Origin of the sequence: Lysinibacillus phoenicis (assembly GCF_047238325.1) — a bacterium.
GTDB classification, from domain to species: Bacteria; Bacillota; Bacilli; order Bacillales_A; family Planococcaceae; genus Lysinibacillus; species Lysinibacillus irui.
On sequence record NZ_JBDFMP010000002.1, the window covers coordinates 3393494 to 3406569 of the forward strand.

Genomic DNA, 13076 nt, shown 5'->3' on the forward strand with positions numbered 1-13076 from the left:
ATAATGCAGTAGTAGTATGTGATTTCAAGTTGGATTTACACAATGAAAAATTACGTAATTTAGGAAGGAGCGAATAGCATGGATCCAGTATGGAAAATAACAACATTACGTCAGCAATTAGCAGTAATCGATGGGAAAAAGGCACCTGATATCGTGCTGAAAAATGCACGTTATTTGCATAGTATGTTGAAACAATTTACAGTGGGAAACATTTGGATTTTAGGAGATCGCATTGTCTATGCTGGTGATAGAATGCCTCCTTTATTAGAAGGAACAGAAGTCGTGGATTGTACAGGAAAAACAATTGTACCTGGCTATATTGAACCTCATGTTCATCCATTCCAGCTTTACCATCCACAGTCATTTGCAGATTTTTGTGGTCAGCTTGGAACAACGACATTTATTTCGGATAATTTAAGCTTTGTTTTAAATTTAGAAAATAAGAAAGCGTTTTCAATTTTAGATAATTTGAAAAAGCTACCGTTTTCTTTTTATTGGTGGACTCGCTTTGATTCACAAACAGAGCTTGAACAAGAGGAAGAAGTTTTCTCTAATACCTCGATATTAGAGTGGTTAGAGCGAAGTGATGTCCTGCTTGGTGGAGAATTGACGGGCTGGCCAAAGCTACTACATGGCGATGATCAAATGCTTTATCGTATGCAAATGGCAAAGGGTCTAGGTAAAAAGATTGAAGGACATTTTCCTGGTGCTTCAGAAAGAACGTTAGCACGCATGAAATTACTTGGTGCTGATGGTGACCATGAGGCGATGACAGTGGAAGAGGTTGAGCGACGCATTATGCAAGGCTATGCCGTAACATTACGCCATTCTTCAATTCGTCCAGATTTACCCGATCTGCTAAAAGGAATAGTAGAAAAAGAACTTCCTATTTTTGATCATTTAATGATGACAACGGATGGCTCGCCACCTTCATTCCATGAGGATGGTGTAATGGATAAATGCATACAAGCTGCCTTAGATGCGGGGGTATCTCCAATTGATGCCTACCAAATGGCATCTTATAATGTGGCACGCTATTATAATATGTCTAATTTACATGGTTTTATCGCGACAGGACGTTTTGCTTCTATAAATATTTTACAAGATGAATATCATCCTGTTCCAGAAAGTGTCTTATCTAAAGGTGTTTGGCTAAAGCGTGATGGTGAACGTGTGCATAAACTTGCAACAATAGATTATTCAGCTATTCCTGCATTTGATTTAGATTTTTCATTAGATTCACAGGATTTCCAGTTTTCTATGCCGTTTGGAATTGCGCTTGTTAATGATGTCATTACAAAACCTTATAATTCATTGATTACAAGAGAAGGTCAGCTTGCCAATCATGATGAATGTTATTTAATGCTAATAAATCGAGAAGGAAACTGGCATGTTAATACAATGATTAAAGGGTTCGCAACCGATGTCCAAGGCTTTGCATCCTCCTATTCAAACACAGGCGATATTTTATTAATCGGAAAAAATAAAGACGATATGATCAAAGCCTTTGAAGAAATGAAGGCAATGAATGGCGGTATTGTTCTGGTCGAAAAAGGGGAAGTCGTAGCAGATATACCACTAACAATAGGCGGTCTTTTATATGATGGGGATGTACTAACACTAATGGAGAAAGAAAAGGCTTTAAAGCAAGCTTTAGCCGATCGAGGCTATCAACTAGGGGATGCCATTTACACGCTATTATTTTTACAATCTACTCATTTACCATATATTCGCATCACACCAAAAGGAATTTTCGATGTAATGAAGAATAAGTTATTATTGCCTGCTGTTATGCGCTAATTGGTGAAAGTGTTTCAAAACAATTGCAGTTATGTGTAATTGTTTAAAGGAGAGGTATGCTTGTGTTCAAATCGAAGAAAATATTGATTGCTATGGCTTTTAGTGCCTTCGTAATCGGGGGATGTTCGAAGGAAGCGCCAAAGGTTAAAGAAGATGATGAAAATGTAGTGGAGGAAGAAACAGTAGTTGAAGAAACTGTACAACAACCAGAATTCGTGGCACCCCTTACTGGGGAGGCTGTGCAGAAGGAAATTACACAGCGGCCTATTATGGTGACAATCAATAATCATCCAGCAGCACGTCCACAATCTGGTTTAGCTGCTGCAGATATTATTTATGAAATGCTTGCGGAAGGTAATGTGACACGCTTTTTAGCAATCTACCAAAGTGAACTACCGGAAAATATTGGGCCTGTGCGTAGTGCGCGCTCCTATTTTATCGATATGGCAAAGGGATATGATGCCTTTTACGTAGCACATGGCTATAGCCCTGAAGCGAAAACCATGCTTGATAATCGTATAGTAGACAATATTAATGGGATGGCTTATGATGGCATACTTTTTAAACGTTCTAGCGATCGTGTGGCTCCGCACAATTCATATATTACATCAGAAAACATTGTAAAAGGTGCTAAAATGGTAGACGCTTCAATGAATTACAGTGAAAAAGTACTTCAGGGTTTTTATGAACCCAATGAACGTGGTAAAATAGGCATTGAAACAAGTCAAGTTGACATTTACTACGGAAATAATGAAGATTTCCACAACTCGTATGTGTATGATCATCAAAGTAATCACTATGAACGACAATCGGCTGGCGTGGACACAAAAGATATGTTAACGGGCGAAACAATATCATTAGCAAATGTCCTGTTTTTTGAAATGGATCACCAAATAATTGATGATATCGGTCGCCAAGAAATTGATTTAACGTCTGGTGGAAATGCGTACGTATTTCAAAATGGCTATTTGAGGGAAGTTGAATGGTCTAATGTGAATGGAATACCGACCGCTGTAGAGCAATCAGGAGAACCTGTAAAGCTTGTACCAGGAAAGTCTTGGGTTCACTTCGTACCATCTTCACCAGGGTTACAAGCAATGGTGAAAACGCAGCCTTAAAGGGAGGAAAATTGCATGCAAATCGAAAAAATTCGGGGGCATCAAACAGATCAATTATTTAAAGCAGTGTTAGAGCTGAAAGACATCGAGGAATGCTATAAGTTTTTTGATGATTTATGTACGATTAGTGAAATTCAATCGTTGGCACAACGCTTTGAGGTTGCACATTTATTACGTTTAAAGAAAACCTACGAATCCATTAAAAAGGAAACTGGGGCAAGTACAGCTACTATTTCACGTGTGCGTCGTTGCTTCGATTATGGAAATGATACATATGATGAAATGCTAGGTCGTTTGTATCCTGATGAAAAACCATTCCAAGCACCAAAAGAATAGTAGGAAAAAGAGACTGGGTAGAAGTTCTACTCAGTCTTTTTCATTTTTTTGTCGTTCATCATAAGCTATACTTGTAAACGAATAGATAGAAAATGATAGGTGGTAAAATAAATGGATTATTTAGAATGGAGACATGTGTTCAAGCTTGATCCAGCAAAGGACATTTCAGATGAAGACTTAGAAAAAATTTGTGAATCTGGGACAGACGTTATTTTGGTTGGCGGAACAGACAACGTGACATTAGATGGGGTATTAGATTTACTTGTCCGTGTGCGTCGCTTTGAAGTCCCTATAGCACTTGAGATTTCTACCATTGATGCCGTTACACCAGGCTATGACTATTATTTTATCCCAACTGTATTAAATAGTGATGACCCAAAATGGATTAAAAATTTACATCATGAAGCCATTAGAGAATACGGAGATATTATGGTGTGGGATGAATTAGTTGCCGAGGGATATTGCATTTTAAATCCAGATTGTAAAGTAGCAGAAGTAACAGGCGCAAAAACTGATTTAACAATTGATGATGTCGTAGCTTATGCACGGATGGCAGAAAATTTCTTTAAGCTTCCAGTGTTTTATTTAGAATACAGTGGAGTTTATGGGAATCTAGAAGTAGTTAGCACAGTAAAAAATGAGCTAAAGCATACGAAGCTCTTTTATGGTGGAGGAATTACATCTGCAAAGCAGGCAGAGGAAATGGCACAGTTTGCAGATACAGTAGTAGTTGGAAATATTATTTATGAAGATATAAAAGCTGCACTTTCGACTGTTAAGGCTGTGAAAAATACGTTATAATTTTAGAACAAATGTTTGTAAGGCGGTGCGAAATGGAACAGTTAACAAAAAATTTACTAGCAGGCATGAATCCTGAACAGGAAAGAGCGGTCAAAACAACTGAGGGACCATTGTTGATTATGGCGGGTGCTGGGTCAGGAAAAACACGAGTTTTAACACATCGTATTGCTTACTTAGTCATCGAAAAGGAAGTATATCCTTCAAAAATATTAGCCATTACGTTTACGAATAAAGCGGCACGTGAAATGCGCGAGCGTATAGATAACATTCTTGGTAATGGCACAGGCGATAGTATGTGGGTCTCTACGTTCCACTCAATGTGTGTAAGAATTTTACGTCGTAATATCGATCAGCTAGGTATATCTCGTAATTTCTCCATTTTAGATTCTACCGATCAATTATCAGTGATTAAAAATGTGATGAAGGATGAGAATATTGATCCTAAGCGCTATGAGCCACGTGCCATTTTAAATGCCATTAGTGCAGCGAAGAACGAGTGTATAACAGCAGAGGATTATGCTGGTCAAATGAACGAAAAAAATCCATATGAACAAACTGTTACACGTGTTTATAAAGGCTATGAAAAAAGATTACGACGCAATCAATCTCTTGATTTTGATGATTTAATTATGACGACAATTACGTTGTTTAATCGTGTACCTGAAGTACTTGAATACTATCAAAATAAATTCCAATACATTCATGTTGATGAATATCAAGATACGAATAAATCACAATATTTACTTGTTCAATTACTTGCTAAAAAGTTTAAAAATATTTGTGTTGTAGGGGATTCTGATCAGTCTATTTATCGTTGGCGTGGTGCAGATATTGGCAATATTCTTTCTTTTGAAAAGGATTATCCTGATGCCAAAGTGATTATGCTTGAGCAAAATTATCGTTCAACTAAACGCATCCTACAGGCAGCGAATGACGTCATTCAAAATAATACAACACGTTACCCAAAAGAACTGCGCACTGAAAACGCAGAAGGTGAAAAAATTGCCTTATATAAAGCTTATAACGAGCAGGAAGAAGCGCAATTTGTTGTACAAACCATTCAACAGTTAATTGAAAAAGAAAATCGTTCATTTGATGATTTTGCTATTCTTTATCGTACAAATGCTCAATCCCGTGTAATGGAGGAAGTACTTGTTAAGTCTAATATGGCCTATCAAATTGTTGGCGGGACAAAGTTCTATGATCGAAAAGAGATTAAAGATTTACTAGCTTATTTGCGTCTTATTGCCAATAATGACGATGATTTATCATTAGCTCGTATTATTAATGAACCAAAGCGTAGTATTGGCGCTACATCATTTGAGAAGATGGCACGCTATGCGATTGACCAGGATCGTTCGATTTTTGATGCAATGAATGATCTTGTATTTATGGGTCTATCAGGGAAGGCAGCAAACTCAGCAGAGCAATTTTATGCAATGATTAAAGGCTTTACAGACATGCAGGAATATTTGTCTGTCACGGAAATTGTAGAGCAAGTCATTGATAAATCTGGCTATCGTGCAATGCTACAAAATGAAAAAACGATTGAAGCAGAAAGCCGTTTAGAAAATATTGAAGAGTTCTTATCTGTTACGAAGGCTTTTGAAGAGCGTAGTGATGATAAAAGCTTAGTAGCATTTTTAACGGACTTAGCCCTAATTGCTGATATTGATGCGCTCGATAAAGAGGATGCCTCTAAGGGCAATATTATTTTAATGACTATGCACGCTGCTAAAGGTTTAGAGTTCCCGATTGTCTTTATCATTGGCATGGAGGAAAACATCTTCCCACATTCCCGCTCTCTAGATGATCAGGATGAAATGGAGGAAGAGCGTCGACTTATGTATGTTGGGGTGACACGTGCAGAGGAGCGCCTTTATTTAACATGTGCTCAGAGCCGAACAATTTTTGGCCGTTCAAGCTTTAATAATGCTTCAAGATTTTTAGGTGAAATTTCAGAAGACATTACTGAATCTATTTCGAAGGCAGGTACTAAATCAACTATGCCGTTTGCTACTGGCAATCGTACAACAGGTGGCTATCATCAAAAACGTACACTAGGAGCAATTCAGCAAACGCAGCCTGCTACCGCACGTTTACAAGCAACTGGCGGAGATCAATTTGGCTGGAAGGCTGGAGATAAGGCTATTCATAAAAAATGGGGAACGGGTATGGTTGTTAGTGTAAAAGGTGAAGGTGATAGTACAGAACTTGATATCGCTTTTCCACAACCAATTGGTATTAAGCGATTACTGGCGCAATTTGCCCCAATTGAAAAAGCATAGCGGAGGAACGTAAATGAACGAAATCGAACAGCGAATTGCAGAGTTAAATAAATTATTGCACGAATATGGTCATGCCTATTATGTGTTAGATAAACCTGTCGTAGCTGATAGTGTCTACGATCAATTATTACATGAGCTGATTGCATTAGAAGAAGCAAATCCGTCACTTATTTACCCAGATTCTCCTACGCAGCGTGTTGGTGGAGCGGTGGTAGAGGGCTTTAAAAAAGTAACACATGATTATCCAATGCTTAGTCTTTCCAATGCTTTTAACGAAGCAGATTTACGAGAATTCGATCGTAAAGTTCGTCAGGCGATTGGGGACCATTTTTCTTATGTATGTGAGTTGAAAATAGATGGTCTAGCTATTTCCCTTAAGTACGAAAATGGTGTGTTTATACAAGGTGCTACACGAGGAGATGGTGTAGTTGGGGAAGATATTACAGCCAATTTAAAGACAATCCGTGCGATTCCCCTTCGTTTAAAGGAACCAGTTACGATTGAAGTTCGTGGTGAGGCATATATGCCTAAAAAGTCTTTTGAAAAATTAAATGCCCAACGTGCAGACAATGGTGAGGAATTGTTTGCCAATCCTCGTAATGCTGCAGCTGGCTCATTACGCCAGTTAGACCCTAAAATTGCGGCAAGTCGCCAACTATCAACTTTTATCTATGCCATTGGCGGAGACGGAGAAGTATATGGTATCGATGGTCATGCGGAGATGCTTGATTATTTGGAAGGCCTAGGCTTCCCTTCAAATAAAGAGCGCCAACGATGCTCTTCTATTGAAGAAGTAATGTCCTTTATAGAACATTGGACAGAAAACCGTCCAAAATTAGCTTACGAGATTGACGGCATTGTTATTAAAGTGGACCGTTATGCTCAGCAAGATGAGCTAGGTTATACAGCAAAGAGTCCACGTTGGGCGATTGCATACAAATTTCCCGCAGAAGAAGTTGTTACAACATTGCTTGATATTGACTTAACAGTGGGACGTACAGGTGTAGTTACGCCAACGGCTATTTTAACACCAGTACAAGTAGCAGGGACAACGGTGCAACGTGCTTCCCTACACAATGAAGATTTAATTAGAGATAAAGATATTCGTTTAGGGGATACAGTCATCATTCGAAAAGCAGGTGATATTATCCCACAGGTGGTAGGGGTGCTAATCGAACAACGACCAGAGGACTCCGTTCCATTTATGATGCCAAAAAATTGCCCTGTTTGTGATAGTGAATTGATTCGTATTGAAGGTGAAGTAGCATTACGCTGTGTAAATCCTGCTTGCTTTGCTCAAATTGCGGAAAGCATAAAATATTTTGTTTCTCGAAATGCCATGAACATTGATGGCCTTGGAGATAAAGTAGTTGAGCAATTATTACGTGCAGATTTAATCCATGATGTTTCTGATTTATATCATCTAACAGTTGAGCAACTTGTTGAATTAGAACGCATGGGTGAAAAATCGGCAACTAATTTAGTGAATGCCATCCAAGCTTCGAAGGAGAATTCTATGGAGCGTTTATTAATCGGTCTTGGAATTCGACATGTTGGTGAAAAAGCAGCAAAAATTGTATCAGAGGAATTTGGTTCAATGGAAGCGGTAATGGCAGCAACAGAGGATCAGCTAGTGGCAATTTATGAGATTGGTGATAAAATGGCGTCTTCGTTAGTGGAATATTTCTCAAATGAAGACGCACGCGCGGTTATTGGACGTCTTGCAGAGGCAGGCGTAAATATGACCTATAAAGGTAAAAAAGTAGAAGTGGCTATTGGGGAAAGTCCTTTTGCAGGGAAAACAATTGTTTTAACTGGTAAACTTGAGCAATTGACACGTAACGAAGCAAAGGCGAAAATAGAAGAGTTAGGTGGTACTGTCACAGGCAGTGTCAGCAAAAAAACAGACCTTGTTATCGCGGGTGCGGACGCAGGCTCTAAGCTGGCAAAGGCTGAGCAATTAGGTATTGAAGTTTGGAATGAAGAAAACTTAATTGAACAACTTGACCTCATCTAATAAAAAACACTGACGACATATCCTCATGAAAGGCATGTGGAATGCTAGATTACATCATGGCGTCCAGTGATTTCGTCGGACAAAATTGATTATTAGTAAAGGAGCACTAAATAATGAAGTCTTTTCGACTCATTCCAGCAATCGTAGCTGCTGCAATGCTAGTCGGCTGTGTGCCTTCTAACAAGGAGGAGACAGAGCTTACACAGGAAACGCAACAGAAAGAAAAAGCTGAAACAACAATTATCCCAAGCATACAAATTGATGAATCCTATTATAAGACACTTATTCCTTATAAAGAGAGTGCAAGTAGAGGTCTAGTTGTATCTAATATTTATACGAAATATGATATGAAGGAAGTTGAAACAGGTTTAATGCGTCTATCTCAAAATGAGTTTGACACTGAAAACTATTACTTCCAAGAAGGTCAATATTTAGCTGAAAGTACAGTGAGCTCTTGGCTTGCTCGAAGTTCGCAAACAGAAGATGGATTAAATCCACCGACAACAGACACAATGACACCTGAAGAGCGAGCACTAAAGGCTCCTGTTTATTTATCCCATATTGTCGAGCAAAATTACTTAACGAAGACAAAGGATAATAAAGTTAAATTAGGTGGAATATCAATCGGTCTTGCGTTAAATTCTATTTATTATTATCAAAAGGAACAATATGGTGAATACTACGAGAAACCAATTTCTGAGTCTACTCTTGTTGAGCAAGGCAAAAAAATGGCCGCGGAAATTGTTTCGCGTTTGCGAACACGTGATGAGTTAAAGGATATTCCGATTGTTGTTGGCTTGTTTAAACAGCAAGCTCGCAATCAGATTATTCCAGGAACCTATTTTAGCTATGGTGTAGCAAAAGCTGGACAGAATAACATTGCTGATTGGGAAGGAATAGATGAAAATTACGTCCTGTTCCCAACAGATGATTCACAGGATGTATACCGTGATATCAACAATAATTTCAAGAATTTTAAACAAGATGTTGATAAATATTTCTCTAACTATACAAGTGTGATCGGGACTGGCTTCTATCGTAATAAGCAAATACAAAATCTTTCGATTGAAATTCCAATCCAATTTTTCGGCAAAGCTGAAATAATAGGCTTTACGCAATATTTGACAGGTATTTTAATCAATCAATTTGATAATATTCATGTTGAAGTGAGCGTTACTTCAGTAAATGGTCCAGAGGCATTGATCATAAAAAAAGCCAATGACAAGGATCCTTTCGTTCATGTTTATGATTAAAATAGTCAGCCTCTGTGCTGGCTATATTTTTATGTAGACGGATAAAATGCAGGAGAGGGAACTGGTATATCGTGACAACACTTTGCTATAGTAGTGAAAGTTTCTATATTTTTGGTGAAAGTTGTGATTTTTAATATGAAAAATGTTATGATTATTGGCATGGTTAACTTTATTCAACCCTATTGTTATCAATAAAAACAATGAATTGAACAAGTATTCGGAGGTGTGAAATATGGCTAAATTAACAAAAGAAGAAGTAAAGCACGTGGCAAATTTAGCACGTCTTGCAATAACAGAAGAAGAAGCAGAGAAATTTGCTGAGCAACTTGGAAAAATTACTGAATTTGCGGAGCAGTTAAATGAGCTAGATACAACAAATGTTGAACCAACTACTCACGTTTTACCACTAGTGAATGTAATGCGTGAAGATGTAGCAGTAAAAGGTTTAGACCGCGAAGTAATGATGTTAAACGTAAAAGAACAAGAAGATGGTCAAGTAAAAGTACCAGCTATCATGTAATACTAAAACATAGGAGGATTCCTCATGACGTTATTTGAACGTTCAGCAAAGGAGTTACAAGCTGAAATAAAAGCAGGTAACTTATCAATCGCTGACTTAACGAAAGAAGCATACGAACGTATTGCAAAGCTTGATGGCGATGTACAAGCATTCCTTGCTTCAAACGAAGAAAAAGCAACTGCACAAGCTGCTGAAATGGATAAAGTACCATTTGAAAAGCGTGGACCTTTATTTGGTCTTCCAATCGGTGTGAAAGACAACATTGTAACAGAAGGATTAGAAACAACTTGTGCCTCTAAAATTCTAGAAGGCTTTATGCCAATTTACGATGCAACTGTTGTAAATAAGCTACGCGAAGCTGGAATGATTACAATCGGTAAATTAAACATGGACGAGTTTGCTATGGGTTCTTCTAACGAAAACTCATACTATAAAACAACAAAAAATCCATGGAACTTAAACCACGTACCAGGGGGATCTTCAGGTGCATCTGCAGCAGCAGTAGCAGCAGGGGAAGTTCCATTCTCTCTTGGTTCTGATACAGGTGGTTCAATCCGTCAACCTGCAGCTTACTGTGGTGTTGTAGGAATGAAACCTACATATGGTCGTGTATCTCGTTTTGGTCTAGTAGCATTTGCATCATCTCTAGATCAAATTGGACCAATTACACGCAATGTTGAAGATAATGCGCTATTACTTGAAGCGATTGCAGGTTTAGATCCAAATGATTCTACTTCTGCAAACGTAGAGGTGCCAAATTATGCAGCAGCTCTTACTGGTGATGTAAAAGGTTTACGTATCGCTGTACCAAAAGAATTCCTTGGTGAGGGTGTTGGCGAAGCAGCACGTCAATCAGTGCTTGCTGCATTAGAAGTATTAAAAGGCTTAGGTGCTACAGTAGAAGAAGTATCTCTTCCTCATTCGAAATATGCACTTGCAGCGTACTATATCCTTTCTTCATCTGAAGCGTCTTCTAACTTATCCCGTTTCGATGGTATCCGTTATGGTTTCCGTGCAGAAAACGTTACTAATTTAATGGATCTTTATAAAGAAACACGTGCACAAGGATTTGGTGATGAAGTAAAACGTCGTATTATGCTAGGAACTTACTCATTAAGTGCTGGTACGTATGACGCCTATTATAAAAAAGCACAACAAGCACGTACACTGATCAAAGCAGACTACGACAAAGTATTTGAAGACTTTGACGTAATCATTGGACCAACATCTCCAACACCAGCTTTCAAAATTGGTGAAAACGTTGATGATCCTATGACAATGTATGCCAACGATATTTTAACAATCCCGATGAACTTAGCAGGCGTACCAGCCATTTCTATTCCATGTGGCTTTGAAAATGGCTTACCACTAGGTTTACAAATTATCGGTAAATACTTCGATGAAGCAACTATTTACCGTGTAGCTCATGCTTTTGAACAAGCAACGGAGTTCCATAAAGAAGTTCCTCAAATGTGGGAGGGAAAATAACATGAACTTTGAAACAGTCATTGGTTTAGAAGTACACGTTGAGTTGAAAACTAACTCAAAAATCTTCTCACCAGCACCTGCTCACTTCGGTGCTGAACCAAATACAAATACAACAGTAATCGACTTAGGCTATCCTGGTGTCCTACCAGTACTTAATAAAAATGTGGTAGATTTCGCAATGCGTGCCGCTCTTGCACTTAACATGGAAATCGAGCAAGAAACAAAGTTTGACCGTAAAAACTACTTCTATCCAGATAATCCGAAAGCTTATCAAATCTCACAATTTGATAAACCAATCGGTAAAAATGGCTGGATTGATATTGAAGTAGACGGCTATACAAAACGTATTGGTATTACACGTCTTCATATGGAAGAAGATGCTGGTAAACTTTCACATGCTGGTGATCATTCATTAGTTGACTTTAACCGTCAAGGAACACCACTAGTAGAAATCGTTTCAGAGCCAGACATTCGTACACCAAACGAAGCGTATGCTTACCTTGAAAAATTAAAATCAATTATCCAATATACAGAAGTATCTGACTGTAAGATGGAAGAAGGATCACTTCGTTGTGATGCCAACATTTCTATTCGTCCTTATGGTCAAGAAGAGTTTGGAACAAAAACAGAGCTTAAAAACCTCAACTCCTTCAACTATGTTCGTCGTGGTTTAGAGCATGAAGAATTACGCCAAGCAGATGTATTATTATCAGGTGGCGTGATTGAGCAAGAAACACGTCGTTTTGATGAAAAAACAGGTAAAACAATTTTAATGCGTGTTAAAGAGGGAACAGATGATTACCGCTACTTCCCAGAGCCAGACTTAGTTCGTCTTTCTATTGATGACGAATGGTTAGAGCGTGTAAAATCTGAAATTCCTGAGCTTCCAGATGCACGTAAAAAACGTTACGTTGAAGAATTAGGCTTAACACCATATGATGCAGGTGTGCTTGTTATTTCTAAAGAAATCTCAGACTTCTTCGAGGCAATGGTAGCAAATGGTGCAGATGCAAAACTATCTGCCAACTGGCTAATGGGTGATGTTTCTGCTTACTTAAATGCAGAATTAAAAGACTTAAAAGATACTGCATTAACACCAGAAAACCTTGCTGAGATGGTGAAATTAATTTCTGATGGTACAATTTCTTCTAAGATCGGTAAAAAGGTATTTGCTGAATTAGTTGAAAAAGGTGGTTCTGCACAGGAAATTGTAAAAGCTAAAGGGTTAGTTCAAATTTCCGATGAGGGTGCATTACTAGCTATCGTAACAGAGGTTTTAGATAACAATGCTCAATCTATCGAAGACTTCAAAAATGGTAAGGATCGTGCTATTGGCTTCTTAGTTGGTCAAATTATGAAAGCAACAAAAGGCCAAGCCAATCCACCAATGGTTAATAAATTATTACAACAAGAAATTGCCAAACGATAATACTCGTTGTAACATAATAGCCGAGA

10 protein-coding genes are annotated in these 13076 nt (G+C 38.2%); all 10 read left to right on the forward strand.

Annotation, left to right across the window (positions count from 1 at the left end):
* The first annotated feature begins 78 nt into the window (after positions 1-78).
* Entirely contained in the window at positions 79-1800 is a 1722-nt protein-coding gene (locus ABC382_RS18395; RefSeq protein WP_312507243.1) for an adenine deaminase C-terminal domain-containing protein, read from the forward strand.
* Between the two features lie 62 nt (positions 1801-1862).
* On the forward strand, positions 1863-2918 hold the full coding sequence (locus ABC382_RS18400) for a DUF3048 domain-containing protein (RefSeq protein WP_319023456.1): 1056 nt from the start codon (positions 1863-1865) through the stop codon (positions 2916-2918).
* A 15-nt stretch (positions 2919-2933) separates the two neighbouring features.
* Positions 2934-3254 (forward strand): YerC/YecD family TrpR-related protein, encoded by a 321-nt coding sequence (locus ABC382_RS18405; protein ID WP_004225717.1) that lies wholly within the window; start codon positions 2934-2936, stop codon positions 3252-3254.
* A 111-nt stretch (positions 3255-3365) separates the two neighbouring features.
* Positions 3366-4055, forward strand: coding sequence for a heptaprenylglyceryl phosphate synthase (gene pcrB / locus ABC382_RS18410; protein WP_274794585.1), 690 nt, complete (start codon positions 3366-3368; stop codon positions 4053-4055).
* Positions 4056-4087: 32 nt separating this feature from the next.
* The gene (pcrA, locus tag ABC382_RS18415; RefSeq protein ID WP_322606344.1) at positions 4088-6343 is read left to right on the forward strand and encodes a DNA helicase PcrA; all 2256 of its coding nucleotides are present in this window, start codon (positions 4088-4090) and stop codon (positions 6341-6343) included.
* A 13-nt stretch (positions 6344-6356) separates the two neighbouring features.
* The gene (gene ligA / locus ABC382_RS18420; protein ID WP_322606343.1) at positions 6357-8360 is read left to right on the forward strand and encodes an NAD-dependent DNA ligase LigA; all 2004 of its coding nucleotides are present in this window, start codon (positions 6357-6359) and stop codon (positions 8358-8360) included.
* A 113-nt stretch (positions 8361-8473) separates the two neighbouring features.
* The gene (locus ABC382_RS18425) at positions 8474-9613 is read left to right on the forward strand and encodes a CamS family sex pheromone protein (RefSeq protein WP_274794582.1); all 1140 of its coding nucleotides are present in this window, start codon (positions 8474-8476) and stop codon (positions 9611-9613) included.
* A gap of 232 nt (positions 9614-9845) precedes the next feature.
* Complete coding sequence (gatC, locus tag ABC382_RS18430) at positions 9846-10133, forward strand: Asp-tRNA(Asn)/Glu-tRNA(Gln) amidotransferase subunit GatC (protein ID WP_274794581.1); 288 nt, start codon at positions 9846-9848, stop codon at positions 10131-10133.
* 24 nt (positions 10134-10157) lie between these two features.
* A complete protein-coding gene (gene gatA / locus ABC382_RS18435) occupies positions 10158-11621 on the forward strand; it encodes an Asp-tRNA(Asn)/Glu-tRNA(Gln) amidotransferase subunit GatA (RefSeq protein ID WP_274794580.1) in 1464 nt (487 codons plus the stop codon).
* A gap of 1 nt (position 11622) precedes the next feature.
* Positions 11623-13050, forward strand: a complete 1428-nt coding sequence (gene gatB / locus ABC382_RS18440) for an Asp-tRNA(Asn)/Glu-tRNA(Gln) amidotransferase subunit GatB (RefSeq protein WP_274794579.1) — start codon at positions 11623-11625, stop codon at positions 13048-13050.
* The last annotated feature ends 26 nt before the right edge of the window (positions 13051-13076 follow it).

What these genes read in the sequence shown, in the direction of transcription:
- ABC382_RS18395 (WP_312507243.1), top strand. Translation starts at nt 79, where the DNA reads ATGGATCCAGTATGGAAAATAACAACATTACGTCAGCAATTAGCAGTA.
- ABC382_RS18405 (WP_004225717.1), top strand. Translation starts at nt 2,934, where the DNA reads ATGCAAATCGAAAAAATTCGGGGGCATCAAACAGATCAATTATTTAAA.
- pcrB (WP_274794585.1), top strand. Translation starts at nt 3,366, where the DNA reads ATGGATTATTTAGAATGGAGACATGTGTTCAAGCTTGATCCAGCAAAG.
- pcrA (WP_322606344.1), top strand. Translation starts at nt 4,088, where the DNA reads ATGGAACAGTTAACAAAAAATTTACTAGCAGGCATGAATCCTGAACAG.
- ligA (WP_322606343.1), top strand. Translation starts at nt 6,357, where the DNA reads ATGAACGAAATCGAACAGCGAATTGCAGAGTTAAATAAATTATTGCAC.
- ABC382_RS18425 (WP_274794582.1), top strand. Translation starts at nt 8,474, where the DNA reads ATGAAGTCTTTTCGACTCATTCCAGCAATCGTAGCTGCTGCAATGCTA.
- gatC (WP_274794581.1), top strand. Translation starts at nt 9,846, where the DNA reads ATGGCTAAATTAACAAAAGAAGAAGTAAAGCACGTGGCAAATTTAGCA.
- gatA (WP_274794580.1), top strand. Translation starts at nt 10,158, where the DNA reads ATGACGTTATTTGAACGTTCAGCAAAGGAGTTACAAGCTGAAATAAAA.
- gatB (WP_274794579.1), top strand. Translation starts at nt 11,623, where the DNA reads ATGAACTTTGAAACAGTCATTGGTTTAGAAGTACACGTTGAGTTGAAA.